20 protein-coding genes, 1 tRNA gene and 1 pseudogene are annotated in these 23105 nt (G+C 71.9%); 17 read left to right on the top strand and 5 right to left on the bottom strand.

Annotated elements, in window-relative coordinates; genetic code table 11:
• The first annotated feature begins 18 nt into the window (after window positions 1-18).
• From ACY0I8_RS03770 to astB, 7 genes are all read left to right on the top strand, one after another.
• On the top strand, window positions 19-348 hold the full coding sequence (locus ACY0I8_RS03770) for a hypothetical protein (RefSeq protein ID WP_461393638.1): 330 nt from the start codon (window positions 19-21) through the stop codon (window positions 346-348).
• Window positions 345-791 (top strand): hypothetical protein, encoded by a 447-nt coding sequence (locus ACY0I8_RS03765; protein WP_461393637.1) that lies wholly within the window; start codon window positions 345-347, stop codon window positions 789-791. Before ACY0I8_RS03770 ends, ACY0I8_RS03765 begins: the two co-directional genes overlap by 4 nt.
• A 325-nt stretch (window positions 792-1116) precedes the next feature.
• Window positions 1117-2364 carry a hydrolase gene (locus ACY0I8_RS03760; RefSeq protein ID WP_461393636.1) on the top strand — a complete coding sequence of 416 codons (1248 nt, stop codon included), beginning with the start codon at window positions 1117-1119 and terminating at the stop codon, window positions 2362-2364.
• Between the two features lie 140 nt (window positions 2365-2504).
• Entirely contained in the window at window positions 2505-3887 is a 1383-nt protein-coding gene (locus ACY0I8_RS03755) for an aminotransferase class III-fold pyridoxal phosphate-dependent enzyme (RefSeq protein WP_461393635.1), read from the top strand.
• Entirely contained in the window at window positions 3884-4909 is a 1026-nt protein-coding gene (locus ACY0I8_RS03750; protein WP_461393634.1) for an arginine N-succinyltransferase, read from the top strand. Before ACY0I8_RS03755 ends, ACY0I8_RS03750 begins: the two co-directional genes overlap by 4 nt.
• Complete coding sequence (locus tag ACY0I8_RS03745) at window positions 4909-6450, top strand: succinylglutamate-semialdehyde dehydrogenase (protein ID WP_461393633.1); 1542 nt, start codon at window positions 4909-4911, stop codon at window positions 6448-6450. Before ACY0I8_RS03750 ends, ACY0I8_RS03745 begins: the two co-directional genes overlap by 1 nt.
• On the top strand, window positions 6450-7805 hold the full coding sequence (gene astB, locus ACY0I8_RS03740) for an N-succinylarginine dihydrolase (protein WP_461393632.1): 1356 nt from the start codon (window positions 6450-6452) through the stop codon (window positions 7803-7805). The genes ACY0I8_RS03745 and astB overlap by 1 nt, the downstream gene beginning before the upstream one ends.
• A 65-nt stretch (window positions 7806-7870) precedes the next feature.
• On the opposite strand, the gene ACY0I8_RS03735 is transcribed toward astB, so the two are convergent.
• The gene (locus ACY0I8_RS03735; RefSeq protein ID WP_461393631.1) at window positions 7871-8698 is read right to left on the bottom strand and encodes a TIGR02757 family protein; all 828 of its coding nucleotides are present in this window, start codon (window positions 8696-8698) and stop codon (window positions 7871-7873) included.
• Between the two features lie 242 nt (window positions 8699-8940).
• Here ACY0I8_RS03735 and ACY0I8_RS03730 point away from each other — a divergent pair, with 242 nt between their 5' ends.
• From ACY0I8_RS03730 to recD, 9 genes and pseudogenes are all read left to right on the top strand, one after another.
• Window positions 8941-9531 (top strand): tetratricopeptide repeat protein, encoded by a 591-nt coding sequence (locus tag ACY0I8_RS03730; protein ID WP_461393630.1) that lies wholly within the window; start codon window positions 8941-8943, stop codon window positions 9529-9531.
• Between the two features lie 284 nt (window positions 9532-9815).
• Entirely contained in the window at window positions 9816-10040 is a 225-nt protein-coding gene (locus ACY0I8_RS03725) for a DUF2061 domain-containing protein (RefSeq protein WP_459941591.1), read from the top strand.
• A gap of 15 nt (window positions 10041-10055) precedes the next feature.
• Window positions 10056-10787 (top strand): phosphoadenylyl-sulfate reductase, encoded by a 732-nt coding sequence (locus tag ACY0I8_RS03720; protein WP_461393629.1) that lies wholly within the window; start codon window positions 10056-10058, stop codon window positions 10785-10787.
• Complete coding sequence (gene cysD, locus ACY0I8_RS03715; protein ID WP_461393628.1) at window positions 10780-11583, top strand: sulfate adenylyltransferase subunit CysD; 804 nt, start codon at window positions 10780-10782, stop codon at window positions 11581-11583. The genes ACY0I8_RS03720 and cysD overlap by 8 nt, the downstream gene beginning before the upstream one ends.
• 253 nt (window positions 11584-11836) lie before the next feature.
• Window positions 11837-13399, top strand: coding sequence for a sulfate adenylyltransferase subunit 1 (locus tag ACY0I8_RS03710; protein ID WP_461393627.1), 1563 nt, complete (start codon window positions 11837-11839; stop codon window positions 13397-13399).
• 28 nt (window positions 13400-13427) lie between these two features.
• A pseudogene (lgt, locus tag ACY0I8_RS03705) lies at window positions 13428-14203 on the top strand (prolipoprotein diacylglyceryl transferase).
• 28 nt (window positions 14204-14231) lie between these two features.
• A complete protein-coding gene (locus tag ACY0I8_RS03700) occupies window positions 14232-15368 on the top strand; it encodes a trans-sulfuration enzyme family protein (protein WP_461393626.1) in 1137 nt (378 codons plus the stop codon).
• A gap of 59 nt (window positions 15369-15427) precedes the next feature.
• On the top strand, window positions 15428-16591 hold the full coding sequence (locus tag ACY0I8_RS03695) for a trans-sulfuration enzyme family protein (RefSeq protein WP_461393625.1): 1164 nt from the start codon (window positions 15428-15430) through the stop codon (window positions 16589-16591).
• Between the two features lie 39 nt (window positions 16592-16630).
• A complete protein-coding gene (gene recD / locus ACY0I8_RS03690) occupies window positions 16631-18472 on the top strand; it encodes an exodeoxyribonuclease V subunit alpha (protein WP_461393624.1) in 1842 nt (613 codons plus the stop codon).
• Between the two features lie 78 nt (window positions 18473-18550).
• On the opposite strand, the gene ACY0I8_RS03685 is transcribed toward recD, so the two are convergent.
• Both ACY0I8_RS03685 and serS read right to left on the bottom strand, forming a co-directional pair.
• A tRNA-Ser gene (locus tag ACY0I8_RS03685) sits at window positions 18551-18638 on the bottom strand.
• A gap of 12 nt (window positions 18639-18650) precedes the next feature.
• Window positions 18651-19922 carry a serine--tRNA ligase gene (gene serS, locus ACY0I8_RS03680; protein ID WP_459941584.1) on the bottom strand — a complete coding sequence of 424 codons (1272 nt, stop codon included), beginning with the start codon at window positions 19920-19922 and terminating at the stop codon, window positions 18651-18653.
• Between the two features lie 184 nt (window positions 19923-20106).
• Between serS and amrA the strand changes: the two genes are divergently transcribed.
• Window positions 20107-20664: an AmmeMemoRadiSam system protein A gene (amrA, locus tag ACY0I8_RS03675; RefSeq protein ID WP_459941583.1), complete on the top strand. Its 558-nt coding sequence runs from the start codon at window positions 20107-20109 to the stop codon at window positions 20662-20664.
• On the opposite strand, the gene ACY0I8_RS03670 is transcribed toward amrA, so the two are convergent.
• Window positions 20665-21732 carry a divergent polysaccharide deacetylase family protein gene (locus ACY0I8_RS03670; protein WP_459941582.1) on the bottom strand — a complete coding sequence of 356 codons (1068 nt, stop codon included), beginning with the start codon at window positions 21730-21732 and terminating at the stop codon, window positions 20665-20667.
• Complete coding sequence (locus ACY0I8_RS03665; protein ID WP_459941581.1) at window positions 21722-23095, bottom strand: S41 family peptidase; 1374 nt, start codon at window positions 23093-23095, stop codon at window positions 21722-21724. Before ACY0I8_RS03665 ends, ACY0I8_RS03670 begins: the two co-directional genes overlap by 11 nt.
• Window positions 23096-23105: the final 10 nt, after the last annotated feature.

Here is a 23105-nt window from a genome sequence, read left to right as displayed (position 1 = left end):
GACGAAGGAGGGTGTGTCATGGGAGCGCTTCGCAAAGGTTTCCTTTCCGCACTGCTCGGTTCCGCTCTCGCCGCCGCGGCCTGGGCCGCCACGATCCAGCCCGGCGAGATCCGCGTGGTGGAGGGGCGCATCGCGGCCGTGGACGTGGCGTACCGGTCCGTGGTCCTCGAGGTCCCGACCCCCAAGGGGGACCTGACCGTGGGCGTCACCCTGGACGAGGGCGTGGAACCGCGCGCCGACGGGCAGCCCCTCTCCCTCGGAAATCTCCAACCCGGAGAAACCGCGCGCCTCAAGTACACCCGGCGCGACGACACACTGGTGGGGCTCGATTTGGTGGTGCGCCGGTGAACAAGCGACCGGCGACAACCTGGCTGGCCGCGTTGCTCCTTTTTGCCGCGGCCTGGCCGGGCACGGCCACGGACCGAGAACCTCTCAAGGCCGTGCAGGTGTTCGTCGCGTTCGGGCAACTCGTGTCCCCGGCCGAGCGGGAGGGCTATCTGCGCGAGCGGGCCGGCACCCCCGTGGAGGGGGCCGGCGCGGTCGAGGCGCTCCTGCCCCGCACGTACTACGACACCTCGGTGCCCGACCGGAACCCGGGCGTGCTGCTGCTTCAGGTCTCACCGGGCCGCAAGGTGGCCTGCGGCCTCCCGCGACTCCCCGACGCCGAAGACCGGAACGACCTGCGGGAGGGGACGAGGGTGTCGTTCCGGGGCACCCTGGTCGATGCCCACGACTGGGGCGAATGGACCACGCTCTATCTGGCTGACTGCTCCGTGGTTGGACTTCCGTAGGGCCGAACCGCCTAGGCCGGCGACGCCGACCGAGCGCGCCGCCGGCCGTTGCTTTTCAGAATTCAGAGTTCAGAGGGCAGATGTCAGAAACCCCCTGTCCTCCGTCGTCTGTCTACTGACTCCTGGCACGGGCGCCGCTCCTGCCCTTAACTCTGACTCGGACGTTCCTGTCCTGCGCCGCGGGGCCCCAAAGGGTCCTTGGGGAGATTCCAAGGAACTTCGGCTAGGCGGCTGGGCTGCTCGGCAGCTAGGCGGCTAAGAACATTCGGGATTCCGGCGCCATCGCGCCGGCCAAGCCGGGGGAGCGGCTTCCGAGCCGCGACCGATGTTCCTGCGGGCCTTCGGCCCGGGCGTTGCCTTCCTCCGTTTGTCGGGCCCCGCAGGGGCCCGGGGGGCCACCATGGACCTTGTTCGCCGGCTGACTCGGTGGGTCGGGATGCCGACCTGGAGCCGCGACCCGGCCGGGGTGGAGCGGTTCCTCCGGGAGCTCGATCCGCTCTTCCGCGACCTCGGCGCCGCAACCGAGCTCGTTTCCCTGCCGGCCTGGCGCACCCGGGACGAGGCCGGGGAAGCCGCGACGTTCGTGCCGGCCCCGGCCCTTTGGGCGACCCGAAGGCCCGAGGCCCCCTGCCGGGTGCTCTTGGTCGCCCACGCCGACACGGCCCTCCCACCCTCCGCCCCCTCTCCCCCCGATTCCCCGAGATCGGACCGGTTGGGGGGTGCGGGAGCCCTCGACGACAAAGGGGGCATTCTGGTGCTGTGGGAGGCCCTCCGGCGCTACGAAGCCGGTTCCGGCACCTCGCCGGAGATCGGATGGTCGGTCTGGATCGCCCCCGAGGAGGAACTGGGATCCCCCTGTTCGGGGCCGGAACTCCAAAGGCGTGCCGCCGGCCACGACCTCGCCCTCGTGTTCGAACCCTCCCACCCCGACGGGGCCCTTGTTTCCGACCGCGACGGGTCCGGAAACTACATTGCGGTGGTTCGCGGGCGGCGGGCCCACGCGGGCCGAAACCCGGAACAGGGGCGAAACGCCGTCCACGCGCTGGCCGCCCTGGTCGTGGAACTGGACGAACTCGGGAGAGCCGACCCGGAGCTTCGGATCAACGTCGGGGAGATCCGGGGCGGAGAGGCGGTCAACGTGATCCCCGACCGGGCGGTGGCCCGGTGGAACGTGCGGGCCAGGACCCCGGAGGCGGCGGCCCGGTTCGAGAAGGCCCTGGCGGCCGTGCATGCCCGGGTGGCGGCCCGGTTCGGGGTGGGGATCGAGATCGAGGGCCGGTTCGGCCGGCCGCCCCGCCGGCTGGACGCCAGGGCCGAAGCCCTGTACCGGGCGTTGGCCGCCTGCGCCGCGGACCTGGGCCGGGAGCTCCCCTGGAGGCCGAGCGGAGGGGTTTCGGACGCCAATTTGCTCACCGCACTGGGCCTCCCCTGCGCCGACGGCCTCGGCCCCCGGGGAGACGGTATGCACACGGCGGAGGAGTGGGTGGCCGTGGAGAGCCTCGAGGAGCGGGCCGCATTGGTGCACGCCTTCCTGTGTCGGCTCGAGGCCGGAGTTCCGTGGAACTCCGGCTAGGCGGCTCGTCGGCCAGGCGGCCGGGCAGCCGGGATCGCCGTTGGACCCCGCCGAAAACGCTGGCCCCACCGGGGGCTTCGTCCCGGCCGCGGCCCTTCCCGCGGCAAGGCCCCGGAGCGGCCTCTGATAGGAGAGAGCCCTTGGACACCTTGAACCCTTTCCGATCCGACCCCGTGGTCCAAAAGCTCCGGGAAGGGCTGCTCCGGAGGATCGCCGAACTCCAGGCCGACCTGAGGGGCGTGCGCCCCCCGGACCCCGCGCGGGCCGAGGCCGCCAGGGCGCGGATCGAGGCGTGGTCCGAACTCCGGGGAGGGCCCCTCGCCCTCCCCTACCTGGCCACCGGCCGGGGCCGGGGGCCCCTGGTCGAGCTCGTGGACGGCAGCGTCAAATACGACATGATCGGGGGGATCGGGGTCCACTTCCTGGGCCACGGCCACCCGGCCCTCCTCGAGGCCGCCATCGACGCGGCCCTCGAGGACGTGGCCATGCAGGGGAACCTCCAGCAGGGCGGGGTCGTGCCGGCCCTGGGCGAGGACCTCCTCCGGCTCGCGAACGAGGGGGGCGCGGCCCTTCGGCACGTGTTCTTCACCACGAGCGGGGCCATGGCCAACGAGAACGCGCTCAAGCTCGCGTTCCACCGCCACGCGCCGGCCGACCGCCTTCTCGCCTTCGACGGCGGGTTCGCGGGCCGCACCCTGGCGCTCGCATGGGTGACCGACCGGCCGGGCTACCGCACGGGCCTCCCCCCCACCCTGGCCGTGGACTACGTGCCGTTCTTCGACCCCGGGGATCCCGAGGGGAGCACGGCGCGAGCCCACGAGGCCCTTTGCCGTCACCTCGATCGCTACCCCGGTCGCCACGCCGCCATGATCTTCGAACTGGTGCAGGGGGAACGGGGGTTCTACCCGGGGAGCCCGGCGTTTTTCCGTCCCCTCATGGCCGAACTGCGGGACCGCGGCGTCGCCGTCGTGGTGGACGAGATCCAGACCTTCGGCCGCACCCACGCCCCCTTCGCGTTTCAGCACTTCGGGCTCGACGACCTCGTGGACCTCGTGACCGTGGGCAAGATGACCCAGGTGTGCGCCACCCTGTTTCGGCCGGAGTACCGGCCCCCGGCGGGCCTGGTGAGCCAGACCTTCACCGGGGCCACCGCCTCCTTCTGGGTGGGCCGGGCCGTCGTCCGGGAGATCCGCGAGGCCGGCCTCTTCGGGCCCGAGGGCCGAAACGCGCGGGTGGAGGCGTTCTTCCGCGAACGACTGGGCCGCCTGGCCGAGCGGATGCCCGAACGGATCCGGGGCCCCTTCGGGCTTGGGGCGATGGTGGCGTTCACCCCCTTCGACGGCTCCGAGGCCGGGGCCAAGGCCACGGTGCGGCGCCTTTTCGACGAGGGGATCGTGGCGTACACGGCCGTCCACGACCCGGCCCGGGTCCGGTTCCTGGTGCCCACCCCGGCCGTGTACGAGGCGGACCTGGAGGCCGTGGTCCGGATCGTGGAACGGGTGATCGAGGGAGGGCCGCCATGATGGTTCTTCGGCCGGTGCGCGTGGAAGACCGGGAGGCCGTGGTGGGGCTCGTGGGGGCGTCGGGTTACGGGCTCACGAGCCTGCCCAAGGACCCCGACCTTCTGGCCGACCGGGTCCGGGACGGGGCCGAGGCCTTCGGCCGCGAGATCCGGAAGCCCGGGGGGGAGTCGTACCTCTTCGTCCTCGAGGATCTCGAGACCGGCGCGATCGCCGGCACGAGCGGCATCGTGGCCAAGGTGGGGGGGTTCGATCCCTTTTACACCTACCGCCTCGAAACCCACGAACTCGTGTCCGAGGTCTTGGGAATCCGCCGAGAGATCCGGTGCCTGCACCTCGTGCGCGAACACAGCGGACCGTGCGAGATCGGGAGCCTCTACCTCTCCCCCGCGTACCGGCGCCACGGCAACGGCCGCGTGCTCTCCCTCGGCCGGTTCCTCTACATGGCCTGCCAGCCCCACCGGTTCGAGCGGGTGGTGATCGCCGAGATGCGCGGCGTGGTGGACCCGGCCGGCCGCTGCCCGTTCTGGGAGGCCATCGGCCGGCACTTCTTCGGCATCGATTTCCCCAAGGCCGACTACCTGAGCGTGCGGGACAAGCGGATCATCTCGGAGCTCATGCCGACCCATCCGATCTACGTGCCCCTTCTGCCCCGGGAGGCCCAGGAGGTCATCGGCCGGGTCCACCCCGAGACCGAGCCGGCGCTGGCGCTCCTCCGGCAGGAGGGGTTCGAGCCCCTGGGATTCGTGGACATCTTCGACGGGGGTCCCGTGGTCGGATGTGACCGGCCCGCCATCCGCACGGTCCGGGAAACCCGCGTGGTTCCAGCCGCTCCCGCCGCCCGGCCCGCGGACGGCGTGCCCCACCTCGTGGCACCCCACCCCACGGGGGTGCCCATCGTCTCGGTTCCCCTTCCCGCCGGGGCGGCCGAGGCGCCCCTCGACGGGGAAGCCCGAGCCGTGCTCGGCGTTTCACCCGGGGATCCCGTGGCCTGCGCACCCCTGCGGCCGGGGGGAACGGCCTGATGGGCCGGCTCTGGGTCGGCGGCCGGTGGATCGGGGGTCGGGGTCCGGCGTTCCGACGGACCGACCCCGCCACGGGCGAGGAGGTCTGGACCGGGCGCGAGGCCGTGCCGGAGCAGGTGCGAGAGGCCGTCGCCGCCGCGGCGCGGGCCGCGCCCGGGTGGGAGGGCACCCCTCGGGAAGAGCGCCTCCGGGTGCTCCGCCGGTTCCAGGACGAACTCGCCGCGAACCGGGAGGAACTCGCCCGCCGGATCTCCCGGGAGACCGGGAAGCCCCTGTGGGAGTCCCGCGCCGAGGTGGATGCCGTGCGGGCCAAGGTGGACCTCACCGGGGCCTCGTTCGCCGAGCGGTGCGCGCACGCCCCCGTGGACCTGGGCGGGGCCGTGGGACGGGTGGAACACCGGCCCCTGGGGGTGGTAGCGGTGCTCGGCCCCTTCAACTTCCCGGCCCACCTGCCCTCGGGCCAGATCGTGCCCGCGCTCCTCGCCGGGAACGCGGTCGTCTGGAAGCCGAGCGAACTCACCCCGGGGACCGGCGAACTCCTGGCCTCCCTGTGGGAGGCGGCGGGCCTGCCGCCCGGGGCCCTGAACCTGGTCCAAGGGGGTGCGGCGGTCGGCCGCGCCCTGGCCACGGCTCCGGGGGTGGACGGCGTGTTCTTCACGGGCGGCGTGGCCGGGGGCCGAAGGCTCCACCGGGCGCTCGCGGGCCGGTTCGAGACCCTCCTCGCCCTGGAACTGGGCGGCAACAACCCGCTCGTCATCTGGGACGACGTGCCCGACGAGGGGGTGGCGGCGGCCCACGCCCTCCTTTCGGCCTTCGTCACCACGGGTCAGCGGTGCACCTGCGCCCGGCGTCTGATCCTGCCCCGCTCCCGCGGAGGCCGCCGGATCCTGGACGCCGTGGTGGAGGGGGCCCGCGGGCTCCGGTTCGGTGCCTGGCACGAGGAACCCGAACCCTTCGGCGGCCCCCTGGTCACCCGACGGGCCGCGCTCACGATCCGCCGGGCCTGGCACCGGCTCGTGACCCAGGGGGGCCGGCCGCTCCTGGAACCCCGCATCCTCCGCCCCGGCGGGGCGTTTCTGTCGCCGGGGGTGGTGGACGCCTCGGGTCTGGGACCGGCCGATCCCGACCGGGAGTGGTTCGGCCCGCTCCTGCGGGTGTACTGGGCCGGGACCTTCGACGAGGCGGTCCGGCTCGCGGGCGCCACCGCGTTCGGGCTCGCGGCGGGGCTCCTCACGCCCGACCGCCAGAAATTCGAGCGGTTTCGGCGCGGCCTCCGGGCCGGGGTCATTCACTGGAACCGCCCCACCACCGGGGCGAGCGGGCGGCTCCCGTTCGGGGGGCTGGGCCAGAGCGGAAACCATCGGCCCCTGGGGTACTGGGCCGTGGACCAGTGCGCCGACCCGGTGGCGATCCAGGAGGCGGAACTCATGGCGCCCCCAAACCTTCCGCCGGGCGTTGAGTTTGGGCCTCTCGCAACGCCCGCCAGGCTCGCCACGAAAGTCCGCGAAGTTCATGGCGTGAGTCCGAAGGGGTGCGGATGATGCAGCCTCCCAACAAAGCGGTGGAACTCCAGCTCGACGGTCTGGTTGGGCCCACCCACCACTACGCCGGGCTCGCCTACGGCAACGTCGCCTCGATGACCCACCGGGGGGCGCCCTCGAACCCGCGGGCCGCGGCCCTCGAGGGGCTGGCCAAGATGGAGCGGGTGATGGCCCTCGGGGTCCCCCAGGCCGTGCTGCCGCCCCAGGAACGGCCCCATCTCCCCACCCTGCGGGCCCTCGGGTTCCGGGGATCCGCCGCCGAGGTCTTGGAGCGGTGTTATCGGGACGCCCCGGACCTCCTCGCCGCGGTTTCCAGCGCCTCGAGCATGTGGGCCGCGAACGCCGCCACCGTGACCCCTTCGGCGGACGCGGCCGACGGCCGGGTGCATTTCACCCCGGCGAACCTCGTGACCCACTTCCACCGGTTCCTGGAGGCCGAGGGGACCCACCGGGCCCTTCTTCGGATCTTCCCGGACCCCGAACGCTTCGCCGTCCACCCGCCGCTCCCCCCCTCCCCGGCCCTTGCCGACGAGGGGGCCGCCAACCACATGCGCCTGGCACCCGCCCACGGTTCGGCGGGGATCGAGGTGTTCGTGTACGGCCGGAGGGCGCTGCGGGTGGAGGGCCGGGAACCGGCCCGGTTTCCCGCGCGCCAGGCCCTGGAGGCCTCGGAGTCCGTCGCCCGCCGCCACCGAACCCCGCCCGAGCGCACCGTGTTTTTGCGTCAAAACCCCAAGGCGATCGACGCCGGAGTCTTCCACAACGACGTCGCCGCCGTGAGCAACGAGGACGTGCTCCTCTGCCACGCCTCGGCCTGGGCAGACCCGGGCACTTCCCGGAAGCTGGCGAGGCGGTTCCAGCAGGCCTTCCGCCGGCCGCTCCACCTCTACCGGATCTCGGAACGGCGCCTACCCTTGCGGTCGGCCGTGGCGACCTACCTCTTCAACAGCCAGATCCTGACGCTTCCCGACGGGGGAATGGCCATAGTCGCCCCCACGGAGTGCCGGGCCGACCCCGAGGCCCGGGGGATCCTGGCCGAGCTCGTGGAAACCGAGGGCCCGATCCGGGCCGTCCACTACGTGCATGTGCGCCAGAGCATGCGAAACGGCGGCGGACCCGCCTGCCTGCGGCTCCGGGTGGTGCTGACGCCCGAGGAGTTCCGGGCCGTGCACCGGGGCGTGCTCCTCACCCCCGATCTCCTCGGGGCCCTGCGCGACTGGGTGAACCGGCACTACCGGGACCGCCTGGTGTTCGACGACCTCCGGGACCCGCAGCTCCTGCAGGAGGTGTACACCGCCCTCGAGGAACTGGCCCAGCTCCTGGACCTCGGGCCGGGCTTCTACCCCTCCCTCTGAGGCCCGGGCTTGGCCCCGAGGCGGTCCGGCAGCGGCCGGCCAAGCGCGGGGAAAGGCCTTGGACCTCACGAGCCGCGGGGCGCCCGCGGGCCGTCTTTCCCGTCGACGGGTCCGTACCGGCCCATGCCGTAGCGAAACAGACAGAAGTCAAAGCGCACCGGGTCTGCGGGGTCGAACCGGGCGAGCGCGGCCGTGATCTCCCGGGCCGTCTTCCAGTCGTTGGCCCGGCGGCGCGTGAAGCCCAGGGCCCGGCCCACCCGGGCCACGTGGGCGTCCAAGGGAACGACCAGCCGGGCGGGGTCCACGAGGCCGTGCCAGTACCCGGGGTCGAGGGCGTCGCGGCGGGCGACCCAGCGTAGGAAGAGACACAGGCGCTTGGCCGCGCCCCCCCTGGCCGGGGACGCGAGAAGATGGCGCACCGGGTGCCCGGGGGGCACCTCCCGGTCCCCCAGGATCGGCCGGGCGTCGCCGGAAAGGATGGCCTTCGCGAACCGCGCGAGCGCGACCCCGACGTCGCCCCCCAGATCGGCCGCCCGAAAGAGCTCCCCGAGGCTTCCGTGCCGTTCCCGGGCCTGGGCCACCAGGTGGAGGAACAGCGCCACGTCGGCCCCTTTGTGGAACCGATAGGAAAACCCCTGAAACCGTTCGAGCCACGCGGCGGGCTCCGTCGCCTCCAGGGCCCGGGCCGGGCGGGGGCCCAGCGCCTCGAACACGGTCCCCAGGGCCTCGAGGATCTTCTCCACCCGGCCGTAGGCGAAGGCCGCGGCGGTGAGCGCCGCCACCTCGCCGTCGGCCGGATCGTCCCACCCCCGGGCGTACACCAGCGGGTCGGGCCACAGGAACTCCGGGCGGTGGTGGGTTTGGTACAGGGCCTCCAGCGCTTCCCGGGTCACCGGGGCTCCACTTGTTCTGCGTGGCACAAACTTTGAATCGGATACGCCCCGAGCCCTCGCCGGCGTCCGGACATTCCCTGGGGATTCCCGCAAAATGGTTCCTTCCCCCGGCGTTTTGGGGTTGTCTCGGGGAAATTTTTTGCTACTTTTGGGCACGCGACTTCCTTTTCGGGGACGGGCTCCCGCCCTCCCCGGGTTCGGGTTGAGGCCGTTTCGTTTTTCTCGTCTCAAGGGGGTTCGCCATGCGAACGAAGCAGGTGGGTTGGATCGTGGCCCTCGTGGTCGGGTCGGCACTCCTCGTCACCCATTGGGCACCGGCCGCCGACGTCCCGCGCTCGGCGCGACTCATGAAGGAGGCCGGCAACCAGTTCCTGGCGGCGAAGCGATACGCCGACGCCATCGACTGCTACCTCCAGGCGCTCGAGATCGTACCGGATTACCCGGAGGCGCACTACAACCTGGGGGTGGCCTTCCTCAAGGGCTTCCGGGCGTACCGACTCGCGCGGTACCACCTTGAGCGGTACCTCGAACTCGACCCCACGGCGCCCGACCGGGAGGCGGTGGAGGCCCTGGTGACCACCCTGGCTCAGAAGGAGACCCCGCTACCCAAGGAACCCGGCCGGGTTCTGGCCGTGATCGGCGGCCGGATCCTGGTGAGCGGGGGCAACTGGGTGAAGAAGGGGGACGAAATAGAGATCCAGGAAGAGTCCGGCGAACCCTGCGCCTGCCTCCTGGCCGATTACGTGTACCCCGACTGCGTTCTCACGCAACGCATCCTGGACGATGAGACCCTGGGCAAGGTTCAGCCCGGATTGGTCGCCGTGAACCGCTGACCCATTCCCGTTCCTCGTTCGGTTCCGCTTGCCCCCGGCCTTGGGCCGGGGGTTTTGTTTTCCGGCCCGAACCCTTCCCCGTCTTCCCCCGAAGAACCCGCTTGTACCGACCTCCGCCGTTGGGCCCCAACGGATCCCGCGAAGCCCTATTTCCCGGCTGCCTACGTGCTTTGACGGTGGTTTCTTGCAAGTTTTCCGAGTTCTGCACTTGCATTTCCGATCGCCTTACTATATGTTTGCACTGCGGTCAACAAAAATACTCCGACTTCCTTGAGGTAAAAACCGTGGAAACCGCCCGCCGGAGCCTTGCGAAAGCCCTGTCGTGGCGCCTGGTGGCCACCGTGGTCACCACCGCCATCGTGTTCGCCGCCACCGGCGAGGCCGAGTTCGCGGCGACCATCGGGATCACCGACACGGTGGTCAAGTTCGGCGCCTACTTCCTGCACGAACGGTTGTGGAACCGCATCCCGTTCGGCCGGCACCGGCCCGAACCCGAGTACTACATCTGACCCAAGGAGGCCCCCATGGCCGCGATCCGCCAACTCCCAGCCCTCCCCGCCGGCGCCTCTCCCGAGGAGATCCTTCGGATCGGCCTCGAGGCCGCCGGGGGCCCGGTGGCCCTCGCCTGCTCCTTCAGCCTTGAGGACCTCGTGGTCCTCGACATGCTGGTGCGGCTCACCCCGGACCCGCTCGTGTTCGCCCTGGACACAGGACGGTTGCCGGAGGAGACCTACGAGGCCGCCGAAGCGGCGCGACTTCGCTACGGCGTGACGATCCGGTGGTACTTCCCTAACCGGGACGCCGTGGAGCGGCTCGAGAGCGAGCGGGGGCTCTTCAGCTTCCGCAACAGCGTGGAGGCGCGAAAGGAATGCTGCCGCATCCGGAAGGTGGAACCCCTGGGCCGGGCGCTTCAGGGGTTGGCCGGGTGGATCACCGGACTCCGGCGGGAACAGAGCGTGACCCGCAGCGCACTCGCGCCGCTCGAGATCGACCACGCCCACGGAGGGATTCTCAAGATCAACCCCCTTGCCGACTGGACCTGGACCCAGGTCGAGGCCTACGCCACCGCCCACGCCGTGCCGATGCACAAACTCCACCGCGCCGGCTACCCCTCCATCGGCTGCGCACCGTGTACCCGCCCGGTCCGGCCCGGCGAGCACCCCCGGGCCGGCCGGTGGTGGTGGGAGGACCCCGAGCACAAGGAGTGCGGGCTGCACGTCGGCCCAACCCCCGAAACGGGAGGGACCCATGCGTGATCATCTAACCCAACTGGAAAACCAGAGCATCTACATCTTCCGGGAGGCGTACCGGAAGTTCGAGAGCCTCGCCATGCTCTACTCCGTGGGCAAGGACTCCACGGTCATGGCGCACCTGGCCCGGAAGGCCTTTTTCGGCCGGATCCCGTTTCCGCTGGTGCACATCGACACCACCTACAAGTACCCGGAGATGATCGCGTTTCGCGATCGCATGGTGGCCGAGTGGGGCGCCGAACTGATCGTGGGCAGGAACGAGGAGGCCCTGGCGGACGGCATGGGGCCCGAGAGGGGACGGCTCGCCTGCTGCGAGGCCCTGAAAACCCAGGCCCTGGCCCAGACCATCGCGAAGCACGGCTTCCAGGGGCTTTTTCTCGGGATCCGCCGGGACGAGGAGGGCAGCCGGGCCAAGGAGCGGGTGTTTTCCCCACGGGACGAAAACTTCGAGTGGGCCTACAAGGACCAGCCCCCGGAACTGTGGGACCAGTTCAACACCGACTTCGACCGGGGCACCCACGTGCGGATCCATCCGCTCCTGGGATGGACCGAGCTGGACATCTGGCGCTACATCGAGCGCGAGGAGATCGAGATCTGCCCCCTGTACTTTTCCAAGAATGGCAAGCGGTTTCGCTCGCTCGGCTGCATGCCGTGCACGGGGGCGTTCCCCTCGAACGCCTCCACGGTCGCCGAGATCATCGCGGAACTCGAGGCCACGAAAACCCCGGAGCGCGCGGGCCGGGCCCAGGACCAGGAAAACGCCTACGCCATGCAAAAACTCCGCGCTCGCGGATACATGTGACCGGGGCCCGGGGTCGCGGACGGAAGTCGGGGCCCCTGCACACCGTGGACTTTCCGCTAGGCGGCTAGGCGGCTGGGCGGCCGGAAACCCTGTGTTTCCGGCGTGATCGGCTGTCCCAACCTGTGGGGGCGGCTCCCGTACCGGGGGCCAGAATTCAGAGGTCAGAAGTCAGGGCCCCCTGTCCTCTGTCTTCTGGCACCTGGCACCTGGCACTGAAATCGTCTTCCAGGCAACCACGACGGGACATCACACCATGAACCGAACCGACACCCTTCGCATCGTGATCGTGGGCCACGTGGACCACGGCAAGTCCACCCTGATCGGGCGGCTCTTTTACGACACCGGCTCCATCCCGGAATCCCGCTACCGGGAGATCGAGGAGACCTGTCGCCGGCAGGGCCGCCCCTTCGAGTTCGCCTACCTGATGGACGCCCTCGAGGAGGAGCGGGAACAGAACGTCACCATCGACACGGCCCAGACCTTCTTCCGGTGGCAGGGACGCCCGTACGTCATCATCGACGCCCCCGGGCACAAGGAGTTCCTGAAGAACATGATCACCGGCGCGGCCAGTGCCGACGCGGCCGTCCTCCTTCTCGACGGAGTGGAGGGGGTGCGGGAGCAGACCCGGCGCCACGCGTTCATCCTCTCGCTCCTGGGCATCCGGCATGTGGTCGTGGCGGTGAACAAGCTCGACAAGGCGGACTACGACCGCGCCACGTTCCTCCAGGCGGAAAACGACGTCCGCTCGCTCCTCCACTCCCTGGGGATCGCACCGGACCACGTGATCCCGATCTCCGCCCGCGAAGGGGAGAACATAGCCCGCCGCCTCGGCCGCACGCCCTGGTACGATGGGCCCACGGTACTCGAGGCCCTGGCCACCCTGGGCGGGACCCAGGACGAGGACGCCCTGCCCCTCCGGTTCCCGGTCCAGGACGTGTACACGTGGGACAACCGGCGGCTCTACGTGGGCCGGGTGGAGACCGGCCGGGTGAGGCGCGGTGACGCGGTCCGGTTTTTCCCCTCGGGCCGCACGGCCCGGGTGAAAACGGTCGAGCGGTGGGGCGATCCGCCCCTGGAGGAGGCCCGTTCGGGCGACTGCGTGGGATTGACGTTCGACGAGGAACTCTTCGTGGAGCGGGGCGAGGTGATGGGCCATCCCGACCGGGGACCGGTGGTGGGCCGCGAGATCCGGGCCAGCCTGTTCTGGCTCGGCAAGGCTCCCCTGGAGAGGGGGAAAACGGTTATCCTCAAGGTCGCGACCACCGAGGTGGAGGCCCAGTGCCTGGACATCGAGGACCGGATCGACGCCTCCACACTGGAGGTTCTGGAGCGCCACGCCGAGCGGCTCGAGAGCCCGGAGGTGGGGAACGTGCTCCTGCGGCTCCGACATCCCGCGGCCCTCGACGCGTTCCAGGACAACCCCAAGCTCGGGCGGTTCGTGCTCCAGGACGGCGCGTTCATCGCCGGCGGGGGCATCGTCCGGGAGGCCCGGGCCCTGGGGGGCGTGCGGGCGGCTCAGGTCATCCACCTCGACCGCCAGTTCGCCACGGAACCCGATGGCTACGTGGTGGACCTGACCCAGGAGCGGGGCGCGGTGGAGTTCGAGGTGACGCCCCACTTCCTCGACCTCGTCGCGGCCGGGAACCGGGTGCTGTTTCGACTGCGGGGGCCCGAGCAGGTGGCCCCGGTGGCCCTGTTGGCCTACGAGCACGACCTGGAGTTCACCTTCCGCCGCACCGGCGAGCGGGTCGGGCTGGTTCTCTGGCGCCGGGCGACCCCCCAGCCGTCGGCGCCGCTGGAGGGGCTCGGTCTCTGACCCCGTTTCGTCGAAAGGAAAACCAAAGGTGTTGCCCTACCCCGCGCTAGACCCCGTGGCCTTCCGGATCGGCCCCCTCGCCGTGCGCTGGTACGGACTTGCCTACCTCTCGGGGTTTCTCCTGGGGGCCTGGGTCCTACGGCGGCAGGCCCGCGCGGGGCGGTTGCCGCTCGGCCCGGGCGAGGTGGGGGACCTGGTGGGCTGGCTCGTCCTCGGCGTCGTGCTGGGAGGCCGGCTAGGGTACGTTTTGTTTTACAACGCACCGTACTTCGCCACCCACCCGTGGAAGATCGTGGCGGTGTGGGAGGGAGGGATGAGTTTCCACGGGGGGCTCCTGGGGGTTGGCGTCGCCCTGTGGGCCTACGCGCGACGGCACCGGGCCGACCCGTGGGTGCTCGCGGACGGGCTCGCCCTGGCGGCCCCCCGGGGCTTTTTTTCGGCCGCCTCGCAAACTTCGTCAACGGCGAACTCTACGGCCGCCTGACCGATCTGCCCTGGGCCATGGTGTTTCCGGGCGGCGGGCCCCTGCCCCGTCACCCGAGCCAACTGTACGAGGCCGGTTTGGAGGGCCCCCTCCTGGGGCTCGTCCTCTGGGTTCTTTGGCGCCGCGGGCCGGCGCCGGGGCTTACGGCGGCGGCGTTCCTGGGGGGATATGCCCTCGTCCGGTTCGGGGTGGAGTTCGTCCGGGAACCCGACCCCCAACTCGGATTCGTGCTCGGCCCTCTCACCATGGGCCAGTGCCTGAGCGTCGCCATGGCCCTCGGCGCAGCCGTGCTGGCCGGGGTACGACGGCGAGCCACCTAGCCTCACCCTTCCCGCCCGAGGAGGTCCCATGCGGATCGACACGCTGCTGGTGCGGGCCGGGCTCGGGGCCGACCCGGCCACCGGGGCCGTCAGCGCCCCCATCCACCCGTCGAGCACCTTCGCCCACCCGGGACTCGGCCGCACCACCGGGTTTGACTACTCCCGCACGGCCAACCCCACCCGCAAGGTGTTGGAGGACGCCGTGGCCCGGCTGGAGGGCGGGGCGGGGGCCTGTGCGTTCGGGTCCGGGATGGCGGCGCTCACCACCCTGTGTCTTCTGTTCCGGCCGGGGGACCACCTGGTGGCCTCCGACGATCTGTACGGCGGCACCTACCGCCTGTTCGAGCAGGTGTTCCGGGCGTACGGCCTCGAGGTGACCTACGCCGATGTCACCGACCCGGGCCGGGTGGAGCGGGCCCTTCGGCCCGGCACCCGGGCCGTCGTGGCGGAGAACCCGACGAACCCGCTGCTCAAGGTGGTGGACGTGGAAACGCTGGCCCGCCTCGCCCACGACCACGGGGCCTGGCTCGTCGTGGACTCGACCTTCCTCACCCCCTACCTCCAGCGCCCCCTCGAACTCGGGGCCGACATCGTGGTCCACAGCGCCACCAAGTACCTCGGGGGCCACAACGACCTCCTGGCCGGGGTCCTGGTGGCCCGGGACCCCAACCTGGCCGAGCAGCTCGCGTTTCTCCAAAACACCACCGGGGGCGTGCTCGACCCCTTCTCCTCGTGGCTCCTGGTGCGAAGCCTCAAGACCCTCGGGGTGCGGCTCGAACGCCAGTGCCGCACCGCCGGGGAGGTGGCGCGGTTTCTCCTGGGACACCCCGCGGTCACCCGGGTATACTACCCCGGCCTCCCGGACCATCCGGGCCGGGCGGTGCTCGCCCGGCAGGCGGCCGGGTTCGGGGCCATGGTGAGCTTCCGGCTCGCCGCGGCCGAGCGGGTCGGCCCGTTCCTCGAGCGGCTGCGGGTGGCCACCTTCGCCGAGAGCCTGGGCGGGGTGGAGACCCTGGTCACCGTGCCGAGCCGGCGGACCCACTGCGACGTGCCGCCCGAGGTGAGGGAACGCCTGGGCGTCACCGACGATCTCGTGCGGCTCTCCGTGGGCCTCGAGCACCCCGAGGACCTCATCGCCGACCTCGCCCAGGCCCTGGGGGGCTGACGCCCGCCCCGCCGATCCGGGGGGACTCGAACCGCCCAACCCGCAACCCGAGGAAAGCCATGACGCAAGGACGACGCGTTTCCCCCGCCACGCGCTGCGTGGGCGGCCGCAGGGAGGTGGACCCGGCCACCGGGGCGCTCGGAACGCCCATCGTGATGGCCAGCACGTTTCACCAGCCCGACCCCGAACACCCCGGCCCCTGGGACTACAGCCGGTCCGGCAATCCCACACGCCACGCGGCCGAGAGCCTGGTGGCGGATCTCGAGGGCGGCACGGCGGGGTTCGCCTTCGCCTCGGGCATGGCCGCCACGACGACCGTGCTCGCCCTCCTCAACCAGGGCGACCACGTGCTCGCGGCCCGGGACCTCTACGGCGGCACCTACCGGGCGCTCACCGGGGTGTTCTCCCGGTTCGGCATCGAGGCCTCGTTCGTGGACACCACCGATCCCGAGGCCGTCGCCCGGGGGCTTCGCTCCAACACCCGGATGCTCTGGTTGGAGACCCCCTCGAACCCGCTCCTCCGGGTGACCGACCTCGGGGCCTGCGCGGCCATCGCCCGGGAACGGGGAATCCTCACGGTGGTGGACAACACCTTCATGACCCCGCTGCGCCAGCGGCCCCTCGCGCTGGGCGCCGACATCGTGGTCCACAGCGCCACGAAGTTCCTCGGGGGCCACAGCGACCTCGTCGCCGGGGTGGCCGTGGTGGCGGACGCCGACCTCGCCCAACAGGTGGGCTACCTCCAAAACGCCCTGGGCGGGGTGCTCTCGCCCCACGACGCCTGGCTTCTGGTCCGGGGGATCAAGACCTTGAAGGCCCGCCTGGACGCCGAGGAGGCCGCGGCCGCGGAACTCGCCCGCCGGCTTGCGGCCCATCCGGCGGTGGAGCGCGTGTACTACCCCGGGCTCCCCGACCACCCCGGCGCCGAGGTGCACGCCCGCCAGGCCACGGGGCCGGGAGCGGTGTTGAGCTTCGATCTCGGGACCGGGGAGCGGGCGCTGGCGCTCCTGCGGGCCGTTCGCATCCCGGCCGTGGCCGTGAGCCTGGGGGGCGTGGAGTCCATCCTCTCCTACCCCTGGGCCATGTCCCACGCGGCCATGCCCCCCGACCACCGCCGGGCGCTCGGGATCGGCCCGGGGCTCCTGCGGCTTTCCGTGGGGCTCGAGGACGTCGAAGACCTCTGGGCCGACCTCGAGGCGGCCCTCGGCGCGATCCCGGGCTGAGGCCGCGGCCGGCGGCGAGTCCCACGACCGAGGGGGAGAATGACCGTGGAGACCTTGCTCGAAGCGCTGGAAGCCCAGGGCGTGGTGGGGGCCCTCGACGCCGAGCTCGCCCGGACGATCGTCCGGCTGTCGGGGGACGGCCGCGCCGAGGTGGCCCTGGCGGCCGCCCTGGCGAGCCGGGCCGTGACCGAGGGCCACGTGTGCCTGCCCCTGGGCCGGCCGGAACGGGTGCTCGGAGAGCTCCCGCCCCCGTTCCGGCCCGACCCCGGGTGGGCCGGGGCGCTCGCCCAAAGCCCCGCCGTGGGGCGGCCCGGCGACGTCAAACCCCTGGTCCTGGACGACGCGGGGCGCCTCTACCTCCACCGGTACTTCGCCTACGAGGACGGCGTGGCCCGGTGGGTGCGAGACCGGGCCGCCGCGCCGAACCTCCCCCACGACCCCGACCGGGCCCGGGCCGACCTGGACCGGTTGTTCCCGCCCGAGGGCGGTGAGCCGGATTTCCAGCGGCTCGCGGCGGCCACCGCGCTCCTGCGGCCCCTGACCCTCGTGTCCGGCGGCCCCGGCACCGGAAAGACCCACACCGTGGTGCAGCTCCTCGCGCTCCTGCTCGCCCACCCCGGCCACGAACGGCTCCGGGCGGCCATCGCCGCCCCCACGGGCAAGGCGGCCGCGCGGCTCCAGGAGGCCGTGCGCCAGGCCCGGGAAGCCCCGGGGGCCCTTCCCGTACCCGACGAGGTGCGCGATCGCATCCCCGGTGAGGCCTCGACCCTTCACCGGCTCCTCGGCGTCGTGCCGGGCCGGAGCCGCGGCCGGTTCGGCCCCGACAATCCCCTGCCCCACGACCTCGTCGTGGTGGACGAGGTGTCCATGGTGGACCTCTCCCTCATGGCCCGGCTCACCTCGGCCGTGAAGCCGGGGGCCCGGCTCGTGATCGTGGGCGACCGGGACCAACTGGCGTCGGTGGAGGCGGGTTCGGTGCTGGGCGACCTGTGCGACACCGGCGCCGAACACGGGGTCCCGGCCGACCACACCCGCGACCTGGCCCCCCTGGCCGGGTTTCCCCTCGACCCCTGGGTCCGGGACGAGCCGCCGCCGGCGAGGGGACTCGTGGTGCTCCGCCGCAACTACCGCTTCGGCGAGGAGAGCGGCATCGGCCGGGCCACCCGGGCGGTCAACGCGGGCCGAAGCGGCGAGGCGCTGGAACTCCTGCGCCAGGCGGCGGGGGGCGAGGTGTCCTGGAAGGATCTTCCGGCACCCACCGAACTCCCCGGGGCGCTGGAACCCGTGGTCCGCGCCGGCATCGTGCCCGTGTTCGAGGCCCTGGCCGAGGGCCGGCCCGAGGAGGCCTACCGTCGGCTGGAGCGGTTCCGGATCCTCTGCGCCCTTCGCGCAGGCCCCTACGGGGTCACCACGGTGAACCGGGTGGTCGAGGGGATCCTGGCCCGCGAGGGACGCGTGCCCTCCCACGGCGGGTGGTATCCCGGCCGGCCCGTGCTCGTCACCCGAAACGACCCGGCGCTTCGGCTCTACAACGGGGACGTGGGCCTGTGCTACGCCGATGCGAACACCGGCACGCTCCAGGTGCTCTTCCCCACCCCCGAAGGCGGCTGGCGCACCCTGCCGCCGGTGCGGGTGCCCCCCTGCGAAACCCTCTACGCCATGACGGTGCACAAATCCCAGGGCTCGGAGTTCGACCGGGTGCTCCTGGTGCTCCCCGACCGGCCGAGCCCGGTGGTGACCCGGGAGCTCGTCTACACCGGGCTCACCCGGGCGCGAAGCCACGCGGAGGTGTGGGGCCGGCCCGCCGTGTTACGGGCCGCCGTCGAATCCCGGGCCGAACGCACCTCCGGGCTCCGGGACCGGATCTGGGAGGGGTGGTAGGGGGGAGGAAACAAATCAGCCGACCCCGCAAGGTCGGCCGTCACGTCTCACCGGAATGCTTCCGCCCGATCTCTGAGCTGGCGGAGGGGGTGGGATTCGAACCCACGGGGGCTTGCGCCCCGCCGGTTTTCAAGACCGGTGCCTTAAACCGCTCGGCCACCCCTCCGCTTTCTGGCTTCTACTCGATCACCTCCACGCCCCCCATGTACGGCCGCAGGGCCTCCGGCACGACGACGCTGCCGTCCTCGCGCTGGTAGTTCTCGAGGATCGCCACCAGGGTCCGGCCCACGGCGAGACCCGAGCCGTTCAGGGTGTGCACAAGCTCGGTGCCCTTCCCCCCCTTGGGCCGGAACCGGATGTTGGCCCGGCGGGCCTGGAAGTCCTCGAAGTTGGAGCAGGAGCTGATCTCCCGGTACCGGCCCTGGCCCGGGAGCCACACCTCGAGGTCGTAGGTCTTGGCGGCCGAGAACCCCAGGTCCCCGGTGCACAGGGTCACCACCCGGTACGGGAGCCCCAGCCGCCGGAGCACCTCCTCGGCGTTTTGGGTCAGGGTTTCCAGCTCCTCGTACGACCGGTCGGGGTGGGCGAACTTCACGAGCTCCACCTTGTCGAACTGGTGCTGGCGGATCATGCCCCGGGTGTCCTTGCCGTAGGCGCCGGCCTCGGCCCGGAAACAGGGGGTGTAGGCCGTGTAGCAGACCGGCAGGGCCTCCTCGTCGAGGATCTCGTCGGCGTGGAGGTTCGTGACCGGCACCTCGGCCGTGGGCACGAGGTAGTAGTCGGTGTTCGTCAGATGGAAGAGGTCCTCTTCGAACTTCGGGAGCTGGCCGGTGCCGGTCATGGCCTTGGCGTTCACCATGAACGGGGGCCAGACCTCGGTGTAGCCGTGCTCGCCCGTGTGCAGGTCGAGCATGAACTGGATGAGCGCCCGCTCGAGCCGGGAGCCGAGCCCCCGCAGCACCACGAACCGGGCGCCGGTGATCTTGGCCGCCCGCTCGAAGTCGAGGATGCCGAGCCGCTCCCCGATCTCCCAGTGGGGCAGCGGCTCGAAATCGAACGCCGGCGGCTCGCCCCAGGTGCGCACCACCGGGTTGTCCTCCTCGCTCCGGCCCACCGGCACCGACTCGTGGGGGATGTTGGGCACCCGAAGGAGCAGCCCGTCGATCTCGGGCTCCACCTCCCGCAGCTCGGCCTCGAGCGCCTTGATCCGCTCCCCGACCTGCCGCACCTCTTCCATGAGGCCCGTGGCGTCGCCGCCCTCCCGCTTGATCCGGCCAACCTCCTTCGAGGCCGCGTTGCGCCGGCTCCGAAGGGCCTCCAGCTCCTGGAGAACCTCCCGGCGCCGGGCGTCCAGGGCCAGGATCCGGTCGAGGTCCACATCGGCGCCCCGGGCCTCGAGGGCCCGCCGGACGCGGTCGGCCTGTTCGCGGATGGTGCGGATCGAAAGCATCAAACGCCCTCCTTCAGGGATGGGTTCCTCCGCGGCGCGGATGGGGCCCGGATTATAGGGAGGCCCCGCAAGGGGGTCAACGCGCCTTGACAAGCCGCGGCCCGCGCCCAAGAGTGAATCGGGAGGCGGCACCGGCGCCCGCGTCCGTCGACTCCCCTTCCCGGCACACGTAAGGAGGCATCCCATGGCCCTTTCCCCCGAAGCCCGTCGTGAACTCCTTGCCATCGCGCGTGAATCCATCCGGCAGGGGCTCCGGGGCCGAAGGTACGTCCCCCAAGCCCCCACCCTCCCCGAGCTCGCCCGGCCGGCCGGGGCGTTCGTCACCCTCCACGAGGCCGGGGCGCTCCGGGGGTGCATCGGCACGTTCCAGGCCGACCGGCCGCTCTACCTGAATGTGGCCGAGATGGCCCGGGCCGCGGCCTTCGAGGATCCGCGCTTCCCGCCCCTCCGGCCCGAGGAGTTCGGCCGGATCGACCTCGAGATCAGCGTGCTCTCCCCCATGCGCCGGGCCCGGCCCGAGGAGGTGGAGGTGGGCCGCCACGGCGTCTACATCGTGCACGGCCTCCACCGGGGGGTGCTCCTGCCCCAGGTGGCCGTGGAGCAGGGCTGGGACCGGGAGACGTTTCTGGACCACACCTGCCTCAAGGCCGGCCTCCCCCCGGGGGCGTGGCGGCACGGCGCCGAGGTGCACGTGTTCGAGGCCGAGGTGTTCGGGGAGAAGGATCTCGAAGCGGAAGCCTGATCATCCCCCCGGCTGGGCGGCCAGGAGCTCGTCCAATGGCACCACCCGCACGCCCGCCTCCCGGATCCGGGGGGCCCACTCGCGCAGGGTGTCCAGGGTCACCCGGTGGGGATGGCCGATGGCCACGGCCTGGCCCGTGCGAAGGGCCCGCTCGACGGCCCGTTCGAGCTGCCGGCCCACCGCCTCGGGGGTCTGCTCGTTGTCGAGGAACACGTCCCGCCGGAGCGCCGGAACCCCGGCCCGCACCGCCTCGTCGTAGGCCACGGTCCGGGCCGTGGTGACGCTGTCCAGGAAAAAGAGCCCGGACCGCCGGAGCTCGTCGGCCACCCAGGCCATCTCTTGCGCGCGTTGCGTAAACCGGCTGCCCATGTGGTTGTTGACCCCGGAGACGCCCGGCACGTCGGCCAGGGCTCTCCGGACCCGGGCGCGCACCTCGTCCTCGGAAAGCCCCACGAGGAGCGCGTGGGGCCCGGGGTCGGCCCGCTCCGGATAGCCCTCGGGCTCCATGGGGAGGTGGAGAAGGGCCACCCGCCCGCGCTCCCGGGCCAACCGCGCCACGTCGGCGCTGTGCTCCAGGTAGGGGAGGATCGCCGGGGTCACGGGGATCGGCAGATCGAGAAACGCCCGGGCCCGGTCCAGACTCCCCCCCAGGTCGTCGATCACCACGGCAAGGCGCGGCCCGGCTTCGGGCGGCCGCCGCCAGCGGATCGTGACCGGCAGCCGGCCCGACGGGAGGTCCAGGTCGAACCGGATCCGGTCCGCCTCCCGGCGCACGGGGCCCAGGGCCACCCCGTCCGCCCGGGCCGCCTCGCGGACCTCGGCCAGGAGCGCCTCTGCCTGGTCCGCGTCGGCCACCCGGAGTTCGGCGGGGGTCCCGTCGAGGGGCCCCAGTGCCCTCCGGAGGGCCCCGCCCGGTGCCTCCACCCCCACCGGCGCGGGCTTCGTCCGGTGCTGGCGGCCCAGGAGGTAGGCGCCCCCCACGAGGGCCAGACAGGCCAGCCAGGCCGCGACCCACCCGAGGCCGCGCCGGCCCGTTCTTCCGCCCCGGCGCTTCCGGTTACGGGCCACGGCCGGCGTCCGCCGGGGCCGAGGAGGCCTGGCCCATGCCCCCGAACACCCGCAGGGCCTGGAGGATCTGGACGGCCCGCTGCAACTGGCGGTCTTGGCTCAGATCGGAGCCCTCACCGGCGCCGCCCGGTTCCTCGGCTTCGGGTTTCGGGGGCCTCTCGCCCTCTTCTTGGCCCGGCTCGAAGTGCCCCTTGAGGTCCTCCTCGCGCATCCGGCCGTGGATCCGGTCTTCCGGCACTTCCTCCGGATCCCCGGGGCCCGCGGCCACCTTCACGTCGGGCTCGATGCCCCGGGCCTGGATGGTGCGGCCCGACGGGGTGTAGTACAGCGCCGTCGTGATCCGAAGACCCGAGCCGTCCGAGAGCGGAAGGATGGTCTGCACGCTCCCCTTCCCGAAGGTGCGCTCGCCCAGGATCAGCCCCCGCCTGTGATCCTGGAGCGCGCCGGCCACGATCTCGGAGGCCGATGCCGTGCCCCCGTTCACCAGGACCACGAGGGGGAGTTTGGGCTCGGTGCCGTCGTCCCGGGCCGTGTAGACCACCTCCTGCTCCGGGTCGCGGCCCTTCGTCGAAACCACGGTTCCCCCCGTCAGGAAGAGATCGGCGACCTTCACGGCCTGGTCCAGGAGGCCGCCGGGGTTGTTGCGCAGGTCGAGGACCAACCCGTAGAGACTCGGGTCGTCCCGGAGCCCCTCGAGGGCCTCCGCCACCTCCCGGTGGGTCGCCTGCTGGAACTGGGTGATCCGCACCACCCCCACCCCGTCCACCCGCCGGGCCTTGACGCTTTTGATCCGGATGATGTCCCGGGTCAGGGTGAACGCCTTGGGTTTGTCCCACCCCTCCCGCAGGATGTGGATCGTGATGCGGGTGCCCTTGGGACCGCGCATCCGGCGCACCGCCTCCATGAGGTCCATGCCCTCGGTGGGCTCACCCTCGATCATCACGATCACGTCGCCCGCCTGGATGCCGGCGGCCGCGGCCGGGGTGTCCTCGATGGGGCTCACCACCGTGAGCCGGCCGTCCTTCACCGTGATCTCGATCCCGAGGCCCCCGAACGCCCCCTCGGTTTCCACCTGCATCTCCTGGAACATGTCGGGGGTCATGAACGAGGAGTGGGGGTCGAGCCGGGCCACGATGCCCTCCACGGCCCCGTACACGAGATCCTCGGGCTTGACCGGCTCCACGTAGTTTCGCTGCACCACGTCCATGGCCTCGGCCAGCACCCGGAGCCGCTGGTAAAGCTCGTCCCGCTCCTCGGGGGCCACCTCGGGGGGCCGGGCCCAGAGCACCCCCGCGAACAGGAGGCCCCCGAGCGCGATCCCCACGGCCCACATCCACCCCGGTCCAGTAGCGCGATTCTTCATGGCGGTCCTT

It is taken from the genome of Deferrisoma sp. (assembly GCF_054681715.1).
This window is presented reverse-complemented; position numbering and strand designations above follow the sequence as displayed.

Bases quoted from the DNA above. Each gene is read 5' to 3' on its own strand.
- ACY0I8_RS03770 (WP_461393638.1), top strand. From the start codon at position 19: ATGGGAGCGCTTCGCAAAGGTTTCCTTTCCGCACTGCTCGGTTCCGCT.
- ACY0I8_RS03760 (WP_461393636.1), top strand. From the start codon at position 1,117: ATGTTCCTGCGGGCCTTCGGCCCGGGCGTTGCCTTCCTCCGTTTGTCG.
- ACY0I8_RS03750 (WP_461393634.1), top strand. From the start codon at position 3,884: ATGATGGTTCTTCGGCCGGTGCGCGTGGAAGACCGGGAGGCCGTGGTG.
- ACY0I8_RS03745 (WP_461393633.1), top strand. From the start codon at position 4,909: ATGGGCCGGCTCTGGGTCGGCGGCCGGTGGATCGGGGGTCGGGGTCCG.
- astB (WP_461393632.1), top strand. From the start codon at position 6,450: ATGCAGCCTCCCAACAAAGCGGTGGAACTCCAGCTCGACGGTCTGGTT.
- ACY0I8_RS03730 (WP_461393630.1), top strand. From the start codon at position 8,941: ATGCGAACGAAGCAGGTGGGTTGGATCGTGGCCCTCGTGGTCGGGTCG.
- ACY0I8_RS03720 (WP_461393629.1), top strand. From the start codon at position 10,056: ATGGCCGCGATCCGCCAACTCCCAGCCCTCCCCGCCGGCGCCTCTCCC.
- cysD (WP_461393628.1), top strand. From the start codon at position 10,780: ATGCGTGATCATCTAACCCAACTGGAAAACCAGAGCATCTACATCTTC.
- ACY0I8_RS03710 (WP_461393627.1), top strand. From the start codon at position 11,837: ATGAACCGAACCGACACCCTTCGCATCGTGATCGTGGGCCACGTGGAC.
- ACY0I8_RS03700 (WP_461393626.1), top strand. From the start codon at position 14,232: ATGCGGATCGACACGCTGCTGGTGCGGGCCGGGCTCGGGGCCGACCCG.
- ACY0I8_RS03695 (WP_461393625.1), top strand. From the start codon at position 15,428: ATGACGCAAGGACGACGCGTTTCCCCCGCCACGCGCTGCGTGGGCGGC.
- recD (WP_461393624.1), top strand. From the start codon at position 16,631: ATGACCGTGGAGACCTTGCTCGAAGCGCTGGAAGCCCAGGGCGTGGTG.
- serS (WP_459941584.1), bottom strand. From the start codon at position 19,922: ATGCTTTCGATCCGCACCATCCGCGAACAGGCCGACCGCGTCCGGCGG.
- amrA (WP_459941583.1), top strand. From the start codon at position 20,107: ATGGCCCTTTCCCCCGAAGCCCGTCGTGAACTCCTTGCCATCGCGCGT.
- ACY0I8_RS03665 (WP_459941581.1), bottom strand. From the start codon at position 23,095: ATGAAGAATCGCGCTACTGGACCGGGGTGGATGTGGGCCGTGGGGATC.